The organism is Propionivibrio sp. (genome assembly GCF_017995515.1).
Classification (GTDB): Bacteria; Pseudomonadota; Gammaproteobacteria; order Burkholderiales; family Rhodocyclaceae; genus Propionivibrio.
In genome coordinates, this window is the sequence record NZ_JAGOIT010000075.1 from 1 (window position 1) to 16,991 (window position 16,991).

At 64.4% G+C, this 16,991-nt stretch carries 13 protein-coding genes; 10 read left to right on the forward strand and 3 right to left on the reverse strand.

Annotation, left to right across the window (positions count from 1 at the left end; genetic code table 11):
• Positions 1–307: 307 nt before the first annotated feature.
• The 3 genes from KBA32_RS12360 to KBA32_RS12370 all read right to left on the reverse strand — a co-directional run bounded on the left by KBA32_RS12360 (position 308) and on the right by KBA32_RS12370 (position 6,065).
• Complete coding sequence (locus tag KBA32_RS12360; protein WP_294359338.1) at positions 308–3,304, reverse strand: UvrD-helicase domain-containing protein; 2,997 nt, start codon at positions 3,302–3,304, stop codon at positions 308–310.
• Between the two features lie 10 nt (positions 3,305–3,314).
• Complete coding sequence (parE, locus tag KBA32_RS12365) at positions 3,315–5,264, reverse strand: DNA topoisomerase IV subunit B (protein WP_294359340.1); 1,950 nt, start codon at positions 5,262–5,264, stop codon at positions 3,315–3,317.
• A gap of 597 nt (positions 5,265–5,861) precedes the next feature.
• Positions 5,862–6,065, reverse strand: a complete 204-nt coding sequence (locus KBA32_RS12370; RefSeq protein WP_294359341.1) for a CopG family transcriptional regulator — start codon at positions 6,063–6,065, stop codon at positions 5,862–5,864.
• 138 nt (positions 6,066–6,203) lie between these two features.
• Here KBA32_RS12370 and KBA32_RS12375 point away from each other — a divergent pair, with 138 nt between their 5' ends.
• The 10 genes from KBA32_RS12375 to KBA32_RS12420 all read left to right on the forward strand — a co-directional run bounded on the left by KBA32_RS12375 (position 6,204) and on the right by KBA32_RS12420 (position 16,990).
• Entirely contained in the window at positions 6,204–7,085 is an 882-nt protein-coding gene (locus KBA32_RS12375; RefSeq protein ID WP_294359343.1) for a fused MFS/spermidine synthase, read from the forward strand.
• A 78-nt stretch (positions 7,086–7,163) separates the two neighbouring features.
• Entirely contained in the window at positions 7,164–9,158 is a 1,995-nt protein-coding gene (locus KBA32_RS12380) for a proton-conducting transporter membrane subunit (RefSeq protein ID WP_294359345.1), read from the forward strand.
• On the forward strand, positions 9,155–10,078 hold the full coding sequence (locus tag KBA32_RS12385; RefSeq protein ID WP_294359346.1) for an NADH-quinone oxidoreductase subunit H: 924 nt from the start codon (positions 9,155–9,157) through the stop codon (positions 10,076–10,078). The genes KBA32_RS12380 and KBA32_RS12385 overlap by 4 nt, the downstream gene beginning before the upstream one ends.
• On the forward strand, positions 10,078–10,689 hold the full coding sequence (locus tag KBA32_RS12390) for a hypothetical protein (protein ID WP_294359347.1): 612 nt from the start codon (positions 10,078–10,080) through the stop codon (positions 10,687–10,689). Before KBA32_RS12385 ends, KBA32_RS12390 begins: the two co-directional genes overlap by 1 nt.
• Complete coding sequence (locus KBA32_RS12395; protein WP_294359349.1) at positions 10,686–12,140, forward strand: proton-conducting transporter membrane subunit; 1,455 nt, start codon at positions 10,686–10,688, stop codon at positions 12,138–12,140. The genes KBA32_RS12390 and KBA32_RS12395 overlap by 4 nt, the downstream gene beginning before the upstream one ends.
• Positions 12,140–13,627, forward strand: a complete 1,488-nt coding sequence (locus KBA32_RS12400) for an NADH-quinone oxidoreductase subunit C (RefSeq protein WP_294359352.1) — start codon at positions 12,140–12,142, stop codon at positions 13,625–13,627. The genes KBA32_RS12395 and KBA32_RS12400 overlap by 1 nt, the downstream gene beginning before the upstream one ends.
• Positions 13,627–14,388, forward strand: a complete 762-nt coding sequence (locus KBA32_RS12405; protein ID WP_294359353.1) for a 4Fe-4S dicluster domain-containing protein — start codon at positions 13,627–13,629, stop codon at positions 14,386–14,388. Before KBA32_RS12400 ends, KBA32_RS12405 begins: the two co-directional genes overlap by 1 nt.
• A gap of 129 nt (positions 14,389–14,517) precedes the next feature.
• Positions 14,518–15,807: a cytosine permease gene (locus KBA32_RS12410; RefSeq protein WP_294359356.1), complete on the forward strand. Its 1,290-nt coding sequence runs from the start codon at positions 14,518–14,520 to the stop codon at positions 15,805–15,807.
• A 51-nt stretch (positions 15,808–15,858) separates the two neighbouring features.
• On the forward strand, positions 15,859–16,884 hold the full coding sequence (locus tag KBA32_RS12415; RefSeq protein WP_294359358.1) for an aldo/keto reductase: 1,026 nt from the start codon (positions 15,859–15,861) through the stop codon (positions 16,882–16,884).
• The gene (locus KBA32_RS12420; protein ID WP_294359359.1) at positions 16,868–16,990 is read left to right on the forward strand and encodes a hypothetical protein; all 123 of its coding nucleotides are present in this window, start codon (positions 16,868–16,870) and stop codon (positions 16,988–16,990) included. Before KBA32_RS12415 ends, KBA32_RS12420 begins: the two co-directional genes overlap by 17 nt.
• Position 16,991: the final 1 nt, after the last annotated feature.

The following is a 16,991-nucleotide window of genomic DNA, read 5'->3' on the forward strand; positions in this document are numbered from 1 at the left end:
GAGGTTTTTAGGTTCATGGTTCGACAGGCTCACCACGAACGGGAGATGAGATGTCGGTCACTATCAGGATTCGCAATAAGCTCGGAAGTTGGATTTACAGCCGCAAGCCCACACCCACCAATTGCTCATCAATCACCAGCTGCCGTAGGGTGTGCAACGCCCGACGTTGCGCACCGTTCCAGCGCCATTTCCGCGCTGTGGGTCGGGATGAAAGATAGGTGCTGTTCGCGTAGCGCTTTGATTTTCTTTGCGATCTTTGCGCCTTTGCGGTGAAGAACTGAGTTTTTCAGGATAAATCAGCTCTTCCCTATTTCTTCCGCTTGCTCTCGATCTCGCGCCGTATCCGCTCGATTTCAGCCTGTCGAGCGGCGGGCGTTCCCCAAGCCGGCGGTTGGGCTTTCCGGGCGGCCATTTTCTCCTGGAGTTCTTTTGCCTTTTGTTCCCGGCGAAGCTTTTTTTTCTGCAGTTCTGCCAGCGCGCGTTCCGCCGCGATCGGCGTGGTTCGTTCCGGCAGGCCGGCCGCGTCCAGATAGGCGTCGATGCGCGGGCCGAGCCCGTCGCCGGCGAATTCGTTGAGGAAGGGCAGGTTCAGCGCCTGGAAGATGGGCAGCCAGTTTTCTTCGCCGCCCGTGCGGCGCCGGACGGATAGCTGTGGGTTGAATTGGTACCAGCCCTGCGCGACGCGCTGGAACAGCGCGCGGTTGTAGGCGTAGTCGCGTTCGATTTCGTTGCGCGCCAGCACGCCGGAGAGATGCTGCCGCTTGTTGCGGTTGGGCGGGACGACGTTGGCGGGCAGGTGTTCCCAGGCCGTGAGGATGTTGTCGGCCTCGAACGCGGCGTTGGGGCGGCGCTGCTGCTGGGTGAGGCGCGTGGCGAACAGTGCCCAGAAGGTCTGGAAGAGGCAGTATTCCGAGAGGTGCCTGTCGATGCGCACGAGGCGCTCGCCGGTGTTGACGTCGACGCTGGCCGGCGCGAGCAATTCATACAGCGCGGCGAACGGGCCGCGTGCGAATTTCGCGTCGCGGAAGGCTTCGCGCATGGCCCAGTGCAGGGCGTTGGCGCCGAAATGGTCGGCCGCCTCGCGGTCGGCGCCGCGCTCGATCAGGGCTTCGACGAGCGGGACGTTGCCGGCGCTGGCCGCGGCGATCAGCGGCGTCTGGTTCATCGGCAGGCGATGGTCGACGCCGTGCTGGTCACACTGGCGGAGGATGTCCTTGAAGTTGCGGGCGAAGTAGGTAACGAAGCTCTTGCGCGAGAGCGTCGGGCGCTGCGTCCTGAAGCCGCGCGCGGTGTCGAAACGGGCTTCGTTGGCGAGGTCGTCGGCGAGCGTCGGCAGGTCGTGATAGGTGGCGATCTCGAACAGTTGTTGCTTGAGCTTGCCGCCGGGCGCCTGTTCGAGGAAGACCTTGCGCAGCAGTTCGGTGGTGCGTGCTTCGTCGAAGACCGGCCACGGCACGGGCGTTTGCTTGAGCACGTTGTTGCGGATGGCGTCGGCCTGTTCCTGCTTGCCCTGCAGTTCGAGCTTGCGCGCTTCCTTCTGCCAGTCTTCGGGCGTCGCTTGTCGGGCTTCGACCTTGACCTGTCCGGCGACCGCGAGGTCGAGCAGGCCGAACAGCGGGTGCTGCGTGTCGGACTCGATGACGTAGAGGTTGCGGATGGCGCGGGTGAGGGCGACGTAGAGGGCGTTGACGTAGAACTTGTAGACTTCGAGCGATTTATCGCTCTTGTCTCTGGCGCGGCAGTAGTCGAGTTCCTCGACGGCGAGGTCGGCCTTGTCGACGCCGTCGACGATTTCGCCGAATTCGGCGCGGTGGTCGGAGACGAAGCGGTAGAGCACGATGTTCTCGTACTCCAGCCCCTTGGCTTCGTGGATCGAGAAGAGCAGCGGCGTGGAGAAATGCTTGCGCGCTTCGGCCTTGTCCTCGTCGCGCATGACGAGCACGGCGAATTGCGTCGACTTGCGGATCTGCTGGTCGAGCTCCTTCTTGATCGCGTCCTTGTCCTGCACGAGATTGACGGCGCCCGGTTCGCCGCCGACGGCGCGCACCAGGAAGTTGCTTTCGCGGTCGATCGAGCCGAAACGGCGCTGTTTGATCTTGAGCAGCTGGTTGGCGACGCGCGTGGCCTCCAACCCGTTGCGGAAGTTGGCGGCGAGCACGCGCAATTCCTGCCGCTCGGCCAGCGCCGCGTCTTTCCAGAAGAGTTGTTTGACCTGCGACCAGGAGAAGAAGTTGGGATGGACGATCTGGTTGGAGTCGCCGCAGAGCAGGAAGTGGCCGGGCTTTTTCAGCGTGCGCAGCACGAGCGCGAGCTGCACCGACGTGATGTCCTGGATTTCGTCGATGAGCACGAAGTCGTAGCGCGGCTGGGCGCGCGGCAGCCAGTCCTGGGCGATCAAATTGAGGTCGTACAGTTTCGCTTCGGCGAGCCAGGCGCGGTATTTCTCGAACAGGTCATAGAGCGCGTCGCGCCGTTCGGTCGGGAAGATTGACTGGCGGATGCCGAGTTCGCGGTAGGCGTCGCGCGTGAGGATACCGTCGGCGCCGGCGGCAATCACGCCGCGGATTTCCTCGTAGGACTGGTGGGCGTCGAGGTCGCGGAACGTTTGCTTCAGGCGCGCGAACCAGCCGGCGAAGTCGCGCCACTGCACTTCGCGTCCGGCGGGTACATGCAGCGTTTCGACGAATTCGCGGTAGGAGAGGAAGGTCGCTTCCTGCCCCGGATGCTCGAAGCCGTTGGCGTAGTAGAGGTCACGCGCGCTTTGCGCGAGGTAGGCCGAGTGCGTGACGTAGAGCGTTTCGCCCTCGGCGTGCTTGAGCTTCTCCAGCGTCAGCGCGGTCTTGCCGCTGCCGGCGCCGCCGACGACGATCAGCGGGGCGGGCTGGCGGTAGATGGCTTCCTGTGCATCGTCGAAGGAAATCGGCTTGTCGAGCAGATGCACCTTGCCGTGCTCGGGGTGGAGGTAGCGTAGCGGCTGCGCCTCCTTCACGGCTTCGGTGGCGTCGCAATCGGGGATCTTCGTCTCGTCGATCACCGCGCCACGCAGGAAGCGCGACTTGTCGTAGTCGTGGTTGGCGATGACTTCGAGGATCAGCGCGCAGACCTCGTCCTGATGGCGGATCAGGGAAAACAGCAGGCGGTTGGCGTCGTCGAGCCGCGCGCGGTAGAACTTGCCGTGGCCGAGATTGGCGAGCTTCTTGACCTGCGCCGCGCGGAAGTCGTCGGCGGCGATCGCCTCGATCACCTTGCGGTAGGTTTTGGCGACACGTGAGGTGTCAAGGCCGACGTATTCGAGGATGCGCATGGGCCGGCTTTCAGAGCTCCGCGCCGACCAGCGCCCCGTTGGCCTCCATCCACGCCCGCCGGCCCGATGATTCGTTCTTGGCCATCAGCATGTTCATGACGGGTTTTGCTTCCGTCTCCTGCGGCAGGCGCACGCGCATCAGGCGGCGGGTGTCGGGCGACATGGTGGTCTCCCAGAGTTGCTCGGGGTTCATTTCGCCGAGGCCCTTGAAGCGGGAAATATCGACCGACTCGGGCTTGACGCCTTCCAGCCGCAGGCGGTCGAGCAGCGCCTCGCGCTCCTCGTTGTCGAGCGCGTAGAGCTTGCGCGGCGGGCGCTTCTTGCCTTGCGCCGGAACATCGAGGCGGTACAGCGGCGGCTGGGCGAAGTACAGGTGGCCGTGTTCGATCAGCTTCGGGAAGTGGCGGTAGAACAGCGTGCACAACAAAACCCGGATGTGGCTACCGTCGACGTCGGCGTCGGTCATGATCACCAGCTTGCCGTAGCGCAGGTTGTCGAGCACCGTATCCGGCGCGTCGGGCCGGTGCGGGTCGATGCCGAGCGCGACGGCGATATCGTGTACCTCGCGATTGGCGAACAGGCTGCCGGGTTCGATTTCCCACGTATTGAGCACCTTGCCGCGCAAGGGCAGGATCGCTTGCACCTCCTTGTCGCGGCCGGACTTGGCCGAGCCGCCGGCCGAGTCGCCCTCGACAAGAAAGAGCTCGTTGCGGTTCAAGTCCTCGCTCTGGCAGTCCGAGAGCTTGCCGGGCAGGATGGCGACGCCCGACTGTTTCCTCTTCTCGACCTTTTGCCCGGCGCGCGAGCGAGCCTGTGCGGCCTTGATCGCCAGTTCGGTGATCTTCTTGGCGTCGTCCGGATGTTCGTTGAGCCACAGTTCGAGCGGGTCGCGCAGCATGCGCGAAACGAGCGCGACGGCGTCGCGCGAGTTCAGGCGCTCCTTGGTCTGCCCCTGGAACGAGGGGTCGAGGACGCGGGCGGCGAGGACGAAGCTGACGCGCGAGAAGACGTCGTCGGCGGCGAGCTTGATGCCCTTGGGCAGCAGCGCGTGGTGTTCGGCGAAGCTCTTGATCGCGTCGAAGGCGGCCTGGCGCAGCCCGGTTTCGTGCGTGCCGCCGGCCGGCGTCGGGATCAGGTTGACGTAGGATTCGCGCGCCAGATTGCCTTCGGCGCTCCAGCACAGCGCCCAGGCGGCGCCGGAGCCGACCGGGAAGTTCTCGTCGCCGGCGGCGGCGTATTTCTCGCCGGTGAAGATCGGCGCAGCCAAGTCGCCGTCGAGCTGTTCGGCGAGGTATTGCTGCATGCCGTTCTCGAAGCGCCAGGACTTCGTCTCGCCGCCTTCGATGACGAGCGAGATGTCGAGCCCCGGCAGCAGAACGGCCTTGCTGCGCAGCAGACGTTCGAGTTCAGCCAGCGGGATCGTCGGGGAATCGAAGAATTGCGCATCGGGCCAGGCGCGGACGCGCGTACCGCTAGCGCGCTTGGGCGCGTCGCCGATGCGCTGCAGCGGTTCGATGACCGCGCCGGCAGAGAATGCCAACTGGTGCCGGCCGCCGTCGCGTGTGACTTCGACCTCCAGCCGCGTCGACAAGGCGTTGGTCACCGAGACGCCGACGCCGTGCAGGCCACCCGAGAAGCGGTACGCCGAAGTGCCGTCGCCCTTGTTGAACTTGCCGCCGGCGTGCAGCTGGGTGAATACCACTTCGACCGTCGGCACGCCCTCGACCGGGTGGATTTCCACCGGGATGCCGCGACCGTCGTCCTGCACGCTCACCGAACCGTCGCTGTGCAGCGTGACGGCGATGCGCTTGCAGTAGCCGCCGAGCGCCTCGTCGGCGGCGTTGTCGATGGCTTCCTGGATGATGTGCAGCGGGTGGTCCGTGCGCGTGTACATGCCCGGACGGTGGCGGACGGGTTCCAGTCCCTTCAGGACGGAAATGGATTCGGCGGTGTAGCTCATGTCGCGGGCCTTGAACGACAAAGGTCAGCGCTCGTCGTTGCACGCGCTCTTTCGAACCGGATCGTTCCGGACGACGCGCGCTACGAAAACACGATGCCGACTGACCTTATGCTGCGTTGAATGACTTGTTTTGCCGCGACCGATGCCTCGGTGCGGCGACGAAGGCGAGAGTATAAAGGAATCGACTTGCCCTAGAGGCGCCGCGGGTACGGGAGACACGGGTCATCAACGCGGTGATGACCGCAAAAAAGAAGCCTGCGGCTGGGAGCTGAGGCTCCGGCGACGCAGGCTGCTTTGAATGTCTTGGTTGCTCCGGCGTACTACGCCGGGCGGGCGGTATGCTTACCGGCCGTCGTAGCATTCCTCTTCATTTTCGACATTCATCGGGGCGTTGAAGTAGAGGTCGAGAACGTAGGGGATGGAGACGCAGGCAAGAACCAGGATGAAGCTAAGCATGTTACTTCCTTTTGCAATGTGAAAAATGTTTCCGTCAGATGAAACAATTTTAGCGAAAAGGACCTTGCAGCACTGTGCGTCTTTGATTCCGTTCTGTATCAGATTGTGACAGCCGTAACTATTTCCCTGTTTTCGAGCGGCTCATTTCTTCGTTTCCTCGCCCTTGGCGTGCGGTACCAGCCAGACAGGGACTTCGTCATCGCCGAGGTTGTCGAGGATGTACTGGCGCATCAGCTTGCGTACGACCTGCGACGAATTCAGATCCTGCCGCGCGCAGATTTCCTCGAAGAGCTTCTTCTTTCTCGGATCAATCAGGATGGTCAGTCGAGCGGTGCGATTTTCCATGATCGGCCTTTTGTTTGTCTTGGATGATAATAATATTGTAATTAAAGTCACTTTGTATTTGTATAAATATCGCGCCTCGTTATAATCTGCGGCTCGAATTCATCTCGACTCGATTGGTCGAGTCCGCTCTTGCCTTGTATGTCCTGTCGCCCCGCGTTCCCGATCATCGAGTTGCCGAGCCCGTTTTCCTGCGAAAACGGCGTCGTTCGCCTGCTCGAAGAGCGCGGCATGTCGCAGGAGGTGTTACAGCGCAAGCTGCTGCAGGAGGAGTACGACCGGCCGTTCGTGTTCGACAACGGACTCACGCGCTCGCTCTACTTCTCGCTCCGCTACGTGCAAAGCAGCATGCGCACGCGCGACCCGATCGCGCTGGAGTTCGCCTACACGCGCAAGATGATGAGCTTCCTGCTCTTCCAGCGGCAGACGCAAAGCATCCTGATGCTCGGTCTCGGCGGCGGGTCGCTCGCCAAGTACTGCTACGCGAAGCTGCCGCAGAGCCGGATCGACGTCGTCGAGATCGATCCCTACGTGATCGGCTTCCGCGAGCAGTTCTTCATTCCGGCGAACGACGCCCGTTTTCGCGTCATTCACGACGACGCGGCGCGTTACATCGAACGCCGCACGGCGCAATACGACGTGATCATGCTCGACACTTTCGACCGGTACGGCTTCTCGGCGTCGATCGACAGCCGCGAGTTCTACTGTCAGGCGCGGGCGGCGCTGTCGCCGAAAGGCGTGCTTGTCGCCAACCTCGCCGGTGCACGCTCCCAGCGCGTCAGGCATCTCGGCGCCTTGCGCGAGGCGTTTGCCGACAACGTGCTGGTCGTGCAGATCGGCGACGACGGCAACCACGTTGCGATGGCGTTCAATAATGCGTCCTTCGAACCGAACTGGCACTGGGTCGCGAAGAAGGCGAGGGCGCTCGGTCACCGCCACCCGATCGACTTCCCGCGCTTCGCCAAGATGTTCGAGCGCAGCCGGAAGCTCGGGTATCTTGATCGCGTGATGAAGGCGCATTGAGCAGAGCCCCGACGTGATTCGCCACCCATCCCACGCATCCGCCCACGAATTCTTCCGCCAGCCGAACGATCGCAGATCATGAATCAACTCATTCTCGCCGTCCTGACCTTGATCATCGGTGCCGGACTCTGTTTGCTCAATACGAGCAACCGTGTACGTGCCGCGTTCGGCCTCGCATCGCAAGCCGTCGCCATGTTGCTCGCCTGGTCGGTGGCGATTCCCGTGTTGATGGGCGGACCGGTGGTCAGCGGCGGCGTGGCCTGGGCGTACCCGATTGGCGCACTCCATTTCCGGCTCGACGCGCTGGGCGCCTTCTTCCTCTGCTGGTCCCTGCCGATGACGCTGCTCGGCAGCGTGTATGCCGTCGGTTACCTGCAGAAGTATTTTTCGGGGCCGCGCCACGTCGGCGTGCATTTCGCGCTGCTCAACATGGTCGCCCTGTCGTTCCTGCTCGTATACAGCGGAGACGAAGTCGTCTCCTTCCTCTTCGGCTGGGAAGTGGCGGCGCTGGTGGCGTGGCAGCTGGTGATCTGGGACTACACCAACCAGAAGGTGCGCTTCGCCGGATTCAATTACCTCGTATCGACGCACGTCGGCCTGCTCTTCCTGCTGGCGGCGGTGATGATCCTGTACACGCACGGTCAGTCGTGGGCGTTTGCCGACATCGGGCGCTGGATGAGCGGCCATCCGGGAACATTGCGCAACGTGGTTTTCCTGCTGCTGGTGACGAGCTTCGGCCTGAAGTCGGCGTTCTACCCGTTCCATTCCTGGCTGCCTCGCGCGCACGCCGCGGCGCCGGCGCACGTCTCGGCGCTGATGTCGGGCGTGATCCACAAGGCGGGCCTGTACGCGCTGCTGCGTTTCGTCCTGCTCATCGGCAAGCCGGACGAGTGGATGGGCTGGTTCCTGATCGCCTTCTCGGTGACCTCTGCGCTGATCGGCGGCCTGTATACCGTCGGCCAGCGCGACCTCAAGCGCCTGCTCGGCTATTCGTCGACCGAGAACGTGGGGATCGCCGGCATCGGGTTCGGCGTCGGCTGCCTCGGCCTGGCCTGGAGCAATACGACGCTGACCGTGCTCGGTTTCGGCGGCGGCCTGCTGCATGTGCTCAACCACGCGTTCTTCAAGTGCCAGCTGTTCTACGCGGCGGGTTGCGTCTACCAGGTGAAGCACGTGGTCGACATCGAGCGGCTTGGCGGCCTGTTCAAACTGATGCCGGTGACTGCCGTCTGCTTCATCGTCGGCGGCGTGGCGATCTCGGCGTTGCCGCCGTTCAACGGCTTCGCCAGCGAATTCGTGATCTACTCCGGGCTGTTTACCAGCGAGACGATGCGCATCTGGGCGAAGCTGGCGCTCGCCGTTGTCGGAGCGGCGCTGGCCTTCGTCGGCGCGGTTTCGGCGCTGAGCATCACGCGCGCGTTCGGCGTGATCTTCCTCGGCGCTGCACGCGACGACAGCCTGCCGGAAGCGCGCGAGGCCAGCCGCTGGATGCTGGTGCCGATGGGGGTGCACGCGCTCGGAACGGTGCTGCTCGGCGTGTTGCCGATCGCCGGCCTGGCGCTGGTCGCCGCGCCAGTGGCCTTGTTCATGCCGGCCGACGGCGCAGAAGTCCTGCACGCCGTTGCTGGCAATCTCTCGCGCATCGGCTGGATTTCGGGCGCGCTGGCGGCGGTGGTCATTGCCGCGCTCTGGCTGCGTGCGCGGCTTTCGCCGCAGAGGCCGGATCGGAACGCGACCTGGGGCTGCGGCTACGATGCGCCGAACACGCGCATGCAGTACTCGGGCGCCAGTTTTTCGACCGATTTTTCTCAGGCTTTCCGCAACGTCATGGTGCTGGTCAAGCGGCAGAAGGCGCCGGCCGGTTACTTTCCGAGCGAGAGCTACGTCGTCACGGACTGCGTCGATGCCGTCGAGCGCCGCCTGTACAACGTGATCGATCACGGCGTCGATACTGCCGCCGAACTCTCCGAAAAGATGCGTGAAGATGATCCAAGGCTAGCCTTCGCCTTCGGGCTCGCGGGGGTTGTGATCATCGCTGTGCTGGTTCTGCTCGCTGAAGGAGCGCTGCAATGAAGATCGCGTTGTCCCTGATCCACTGGGTCTTCGTACTCGCGATGCCGATCCTGCTCGTTGGCGTCGTCAATCGGACCAAGTCGTGGTGGGCGGCGCGCAAGGGGCCGCGCATCATCCAGTTCGCCTTCGACCTGCGGCGCCTGCTCGGCAAGCGGCCGGTCGAGAGTACGACGGCGACCGCGCTGTTCCGCGCCGGCGCCTGGATCGTGCTGATCGCCGGCGTGTTCGCCGCGGCCATGGCGCCGATGCTCGGGCAGTTCGCGCCCTTGCAGTTTTCGCACGACTTCATCGTCGTGGCCTACGCGATGGGGCTGGCGCGCATCGTACTAATGCTCTCGGCGATGGATGTCGGCAGCTCGTTCGAGGGCATGGGCGCGGCGCGCGAGGCGGCCTTTTCGACCTACGCCGAGCCGGCGCTCTTCCTGCTCATCGGCACCGCCGGCGCGGCGACCGGGATGACGAGTTTCGCCGACCTCATCGGTCACCTGCACCACACGCCGTACTACGCGATCATCGTCGCGCCGCTCGTGGTCTGCCTGCTCATCCTGCTGCAGGCGGAGGCGGCGCGCGTGCCGGTGGACGATCCGCTGACGCACCTCGAGCTGACGATGATCCACGAGGTGATGATCCTCGACCACAGCGGCCCGGAACTCGCCGCCATGCAGTTTGCCGCGGCGCTGAAGATGACGCTGTACGCCGGCCTGATCGCCGCGCTCGTCAATCCGTTCGATCCGCTGACGTCGCCGGTCGCCGCCGTGCTGACGTCGTTTGCCGTGATGATCGGTGTCGGCGGGGTCGTCGGCTGCGTCGAGTCGCTGACGGCGCGTCTGCCGATGCGCTGGGTGACGCGCTATTTGTCGATTGCCTCGCTTGCAGCCCTCGGCTGCATGGCCGTGATCGGTCTGGGATGGAGCAACTGATGACTCTACCGTTGATTTTCTGCCTGATCGCCACCGTCGTCCCGGTGTTCTTCAGCAAGATTTCCTCCGCACCGACGTGGCTTTCACTGCAGGCCATGGCGCTCGCCTGGATCACCATCAACGATTCGGAAACGCTTTCCCTCCACGCCGTCCTGGTCGGACTCGAAGTGCTGATCATCCGTGCCGCGCTGGTTCCTTATCTCTTGCGCCGGGCGCTTAAAAAACAGGCGAATGCACGCATCAGCCTGATGCCGTCCAATCTCTTTGCCTGGATCATCGCCGTCATGCTGATCATCCTCGCCTTCAAGTTCGGCGACGGCGCGCGGGCCGACGCGCGTGCGCTGACGCTCGGCGTGGTCGCGGCGACCGTGGTCATCGCTTTCCTGATTCTCTCGACCAACCACGAACCGAAGGCGCAGCTCGTCGCCGTGCTGTTCATGGAAAACGCGCTCGCCCTGTTCGAGACGCTGATGCCCGAGCCGTGGCCGCTGACCGTGCATCTGGCGATCAGCGCGGTCTACGTGCTGACGGTCGGGGTCGGCAGTTGGCTGGTCGCCGGCGAGCCATCGCCCGAGCGTGGCGAAATCGACCTTTCGAAAGAAACCCCATGAGCGTAATCGACAGCGCCGCCGTTTCCGGCGGCATGCTTCCCACCTCGCCCGCCAACGCCGGAGCGGGATCGACGCGCGCCATCGCCCTCGGCCTCGTCGCCTTCGCGCTCGTGCTCTGGCTGGCTGCCGTCGGCGTCTTCCTCACGCATTCGCTCGACGAATTGCCGCTCTATTTTGCCCGGCGCTATCTGGTACTCGACCCGACCTCGCTGCTGTTCGTGCTGGTGATCAACACCGTGTTTCTCGGCATCAGCGTCTACATGCTCTCGCGCGAGCGCACCTCGACGCTGTTTGCCCAGGACATCCGCTTTCGCGCGGCGATGACCGTCGTCTTCATGGTGCTGATGAACGTCGGCATCCTCTCCAATCACCTGATCCTGATGTGGGCGCTGATCGAACTCAGCACCCTGTGCGCGGCGCCACTCGTCGCGCGTGGCAACTCGCCATCGCCGAAGACGACCGCCTGGCGCTACATGCTCTATTCGGCGATGACGCTGGCGATCACCTTCCTCGGCTTCATGTGCCTTTCGCAATCAGCTGATCTGCGCGGCATCGAGATCAACTTCCAGGTCGACCAGCTGAGCGCTTCGCTGACGACGGTGAAGGACGGCTGGCAGCGGCTCGGCCTGGCTTTCGTCCTCTTCGGCCTCGGCGGCAAGCTCGGACTGGCGCCGCTGTACAGCTGGATGCCCGAAACCTACGAGCGCGCGCCGACGAGCACGAGCGCGCTGCTCGCGGCGGTGCAGTACAACATCAGCGTCGTCGCCGTGTTCCGCGTGCTGCAGGTGTTCCACGGATTCGAGATGGGCTTCGTCGCGCAGGAGCTGCTGGTCATGGGCTACCTCTCGCTGATCGTCGCCGCCGTGCAGATCATGGCCGTGCGCAACTACAAGCGCCTGGTCGCCTACGCCTGCGTCAGCTCGTCCGGCGTCATCGCGCTCGGCCTGTCGGTGGGTGGGGCGGCGGCCTACGGCGTCGTGCTCTATATCGTCAGCAACGCGTTCGTTAAGTCGCTGCTCTTCCTCACCTCGGGCCGCATGTGGGCGGTTTACGGCACCAACGAGGTCGCGCCGCTCAACGGCGTCATCCGCGTCATGCCCTTTACCGGCCTGCTGTTCACCATCGGCATCTTCGCCTTGCTCGGTTTCCCGCCGTTTGCCAGCTTCCTCGCCGAGATGCTGATCCTCTCCGGCATCGTTCAGGCCGGCAACCTGATGGCGTTTACGGTGATGTGCGGCATGTTGACCATCATTTTCGTGTCGACCGGCCGCGTCATCTTCCCGATGCTCTGGGACGCGCCGACGCGCACCGGGCCGCCGGTGGTCGAGTCGCTGGTGACGATTATCCCCAAGCTCGGCTTCGTCAGCATCCTCATCATGCTGGGGACGTATGCGCCCGAGCCCGTCAGCCAGCTGCTGCGCGCGGTGGCCGTGTCGATCGGGGGCGTGTGATGACGGCCGCCAATCCGATCCTGATGCGCGATGTGCGCGATCTGCCCGAGTATTCGCTGTCTGAATTTGCCGCGCTGTGTTCGGCGCGGCTCGACGACGGCGAGCGGCTCGTTACCCTGTTCGGACGCGTTGACGAGGGCAGGGACGTCGTCGTCACCGCCGTGTTGCTTTCCGCGACCGGCGCGCTCTCGTTCCTGCGCGCGCGTGCCGAAGCGGGCGAGCACTATCCGTCGCTGACCGTTCGCCATCCCGCCGCGCACATCTACGAGCGTGAATTGTGGGAGCAGACCGGGCTACAGCCGGACGGCCATCCCTGGCTCAAGCCGGTGCGCTTTGAGGGCGAGCGCCAGCAGCATACGGCTGACTACCCGTTCTTCCAGGTGCGCGGGCAGGAGGTGCATGAAGTCGGCGTCGGGCCGATCCACGCCGGCGTCATCGAACCGGGCCACTTCCGCTTCATGTGTCTCGGCGAGAAGGTGCATCACCTGGAGATCCAGCTCGGCTACCAGCATCGCGGCGTCGAGAAGCTGCTGCTCAAGCGGCCGCCGATGGCGCTGACGCCCATCGTCGAATCCATCTGCGGCGACTCGTGCATCGCCTATGCGTGGGGCTACCTCGCGGCTCTGGAGTCGTTGACCGGCGTTGCGCCAGGCTTTGAGACCGAAGTGCTGCGCGGCGTCGCGCTGGAGATGGAACGCATCGCGATCCATGTGGCGACGCTCAACGGTCTGGCCACCGACATCGCTTTCCTGCAAGGCACCGGCACCTACGGTCGTCTGCGCACGGCGGTGATCAACGCAAGCCAGCGCGTTTCCGGCAACCGCTTCGGTCACGGCTGGCTGCGGCCGTGGCTGACCAAGGGGCTGGGCGGTGGTCTGCGCGAGGACCTGCGGCAGACGCTCACCGACTTCGCCCGCGACCTGGCCGGGATCAACGACCTGATGCGTTCGGCGTTGAGCGTGAAGGCGCGATTCCGCGGCACCGGCGTGGTCAGTACGCAGGCGGCGTCTGACCTCGGCCTGCTCGGCGTGGCCGGACGGGCGAGTGGCATTGCCTTCGACGCGCGTATCCAGTTTCCGGGGCGTCTGTACGAAAGCCTGCCGTTCGAAATGGTCACCGAACCCACCGGCGATTGCTGGGCGCGCATGGTCGTGCGCATGCGCGAGATCGACGCGTCGCTGGCCTGGCTGTTCCGCGTGCTCGACGACGACACGCTGGACCTGAGCGGCGAGGGGGCCAAACCCGTTACGTTCACGACAACGCTGCGTCCCGATGCGCTCTGCGTCTCGCTGATCGAGGGCGTGCGCGGGCCGGTGGTGCAGGTGCTGGAAACCTCGGCGCAAGCCGAACTGCTGCACTACAAGGTGCAGGACCCGTCGCTGCCCAACTGGTTCGGGCTGGCGATGGCGGTGCGCGACAACGGGATCTCCGACTTTCCGATCTGCAACAAGAGCTTCGATCTTTCCTACTGCGGCAACGACCTCTGATGTTCAACTTCCCCAAATCGATAGCGGTCCGCAAGGCCCAGGGCTCCCAGTTCATTCCTGACCTGCGCGCTGCCGTGCCCGGCGGATTTCGCGGCAAGCCGGTGATCGCGGCGGCCGACTGCGCCAGCCAGTGCGACGCCTGCGCCGCCGTCTGTCCGAGCCGTGCCATCACGCTCGACCCGCTGCAGATCGACCTCGGCCGCTGCGTGCTGTGCGGCGACTGCGAGTCCGTCTGCCCGGCGCAGAAGATCGCCTTCAGCAACGACGTGAAACTCGGATCGACCACGCGCGAAGGCTTGACGGTCAGCGCTGCGCATCCCGAGATCGATCCGATCAAGACGAATGCGGCGATGCACAAGCGCTTCGGCCGCTCGCTCAAGCTGCGCTCGGTGTCGGCCGGCGGCTGCAACGGCTGCGAGATGGAGCTCAATGCCGTCGGTAACGTGAACTTCGACTTCGGCCGTTACGGCATCGATATGGTCGCATCGCCGCGCCACGCCGACGGACTGGTGCTCACGGGACCGATCAGCCGCAACATGGTCGAAGCGCTGCAAATCTGCTGGGACGCCATGCCCGAGCCGAAGCTGGTGATCGCGATGGGCGCCTGCTCGATTTCGGGCGGTGTGTTCGCCGACTGCGCCGAGGTCGACCGCCGCTACCTCGAAACCTTCAAACCCGCGCTCTACATCCCCGGTTGCCCGACGCATCCGCTCGTATTCATCGCGGCGGTGATGGATTTTCTCGGGATCGACGCGCGCTGAGCGTTTCGGCGAGGAGGGCGTCGCGCGCGTTCGCGCGTGACCTCCGTAAGTTGAGCGTTCCGCTCAAGTAATGTAGCCTCCGATCTCTGTTTCGTTCCGCTCATCAATTCCAGGAAGGTTTCCGCACACATGTCTTCCACGAACAACAAGGCGCTGACGCCGGTTGCCGATCACGATCGCGTTTTTCATTGGCATGAACATGCCTCGCTCTGGTTCAGCCTGGGCGTCGGCTTGCTGGTCATCCAGATCGGCGCCTACCTCGTGCCGTCGGTTGGAACACGCGACGCGATGATCGCCATCGTGCTCGGCTCGATCGTCGGCTCCGGGCTGTTGGCGTGGACGGCCAAACTCGGCTGCGACAGCGGCCTCTCAAGCGCCGGCCTGATGGGCGCGACCTTCGGCAGTCACTTCGCCCGCCTGCCGGTGATCCTGAACATCGTGCAGTTGATTGGCTGGACGACGTTTGAACTCGTCGTCATGCGCGACGGCACCGCGGCGATCGGCAAGCAATCGTTGGGGCTGGCGCTCGACGGCCCGGGCGGGACGGTCATCACGACGCTGCTCTGGGGTTCGGTGCTGACGCTCCTGCTGGCCGGTTCCATGACCCGGCTCGTGCGCAAGATCATCGGTCGCTTCGGACTGCCGCTGGTGATCGCTTCGCTCCTGTGGCTGACCTGGCAGTTCGGCGGACAACTCAGCAGCCAAGGGCTTGACGCCTTCTGGGCGCGCTCCGGCGACGGCAGCATGGGGCTGCTCTCGGCCATGGATTTGGTGATCGCCATGCCCGTCTCCTGGTTGCCCCTCGTTGCCGACTACGCGCGCCACGGCCGCACAGGACGCGGTGCGCTGACCGGCACCTGGCTCGGTTACGCGATCGCCAACGTCTGGTGTTACGCGCTCGGCGTGATGGTCGTCAGCGTCGCCCAGCCGGATGCCAACCTCGTCAGCTCGCTGCTGCTGGCGCAAGGCGGGCTCATCGCGCTGAGCCTGATCCTCATTGATGAAATCGACAACGCCTACGGCGACGTCTATTCGAGCGCAGTCTCGGCGCACAGCATCAAGCCGGCCGTTTCCATCCGCCAGTGGGGGCTGGGCCTCGCGCTGCTGAGCACGGGGCTGGCGCTCGTCCTGCCGATGCACAGCCTCGAACCCTTCCTGCTGACCTTGAGTTCGGTCTTCGTCCCGCTGTTCGGCGTCATCCTCGGTCGCCTGGGTACGGGCCAACCGAGCTTCGCGCCAGCGCAATGCAAGGTCGACTGGGCGTCGGCCTCGATGTGGGTCGGCGGAATCGCCACCTACCACGCGCTCGCCCACTGGATGCCGCAGTGGGGCGCGGCCTTGCCTACGCTGGCACTCACCTTCCTGACGGCCGCGCTCATCCACCCGGCAAGGCTTAAACAAGGCTCGTTTGCGGGCTGATGGCCTGCCACGGCGACTGAAATCAGAGAACCCAACCCAGGAGAAATGGACATGGAATACCGGCGTCTCGGAAGATCCGGTCTGCGCGTACCCGCCCTCAGCTTCGGCACGGGCACCTTCGGTGGGGGTAGCGACTTCTTCAAGGCCTGGGGGAGTACGGACGCGAACGGCGCATCGCGTCTCGTCGACATTTGCCTCGATCACGGCGTCAACCTGTTCGACAGCGCCGACGTCTATTCGGACGGCCTGGCCGAGCAGATCCTTGGCGCGGCAATCAAGGGCAAGCGCAATCGCCTGCTGATTTCAACCAAGGCGACCTTCCCGACAGGCGACGGCGCAAACGACTTCGGCTCATCGCGCCAACACCTGATCGACGCCGTCGACAAGGCTCTGCAGCGGCTCGGCACCGACTACATCGATCTCTTTGAGCTGCACGGGCAGGACAACAACACGCCCGTGGAAGAAACCCTCGCCACGCTCGACCAACTCGTCCGCGCCGGCAAGATCCGTTACATCGGCTGCTCGAACTTTTCCGGATGGCACCTGATGAAGTCGCTGGCGACCTCTGACCGTTACGGCTACCCGCGCTACGTCGCGCACCAGGCCTACTACTCGCTGCTCAACCGCGACTACGAATGGGAATTGATGCCGCTCGGCGTCGATCAGGGCGTCGGCGCCGTCGTCTGGAGCCCGCTCGGCTGGGGCAAACTCACCGGACGCATCCGCCGCGGCCAGCCGGCCAAGCCCGGTATGCGCGCGCATGACATCGCCGGCACCGGGCCGCATTACGACGAGGAACGACTCTTCCGCATCATCGACGCGCTCGATATCGTGAGCGCCGAAACCGGAAAAACCATTCCCCAGATCGCGCTCAACTGGCTCCTGCAGCGGCCGAGCGTTGCGAGCGTGATCATCGGCGCTCGCGACGAAGCGCAGCTCATCGACAACCTCGGTGCCGTCGGTTGGGCACTGAGTCCTGACCAGATCGCGCGGCTTGATCAGGCCAGCGACCAGGCGCCCGCGTATCCCGTGTGGCATCAGCGGGGTTCTCCAATGCTGAATGAGCGCGGTTGCTGACCACGGGCGCTTGAAGCCCAAGCCATCCGTGCGCATGGCGCAAGGCATCCTCTACGGCGCCACCGGCTTCGAGGCAGTACGGCTCGACTTCCTCGCCATCGCCTGAA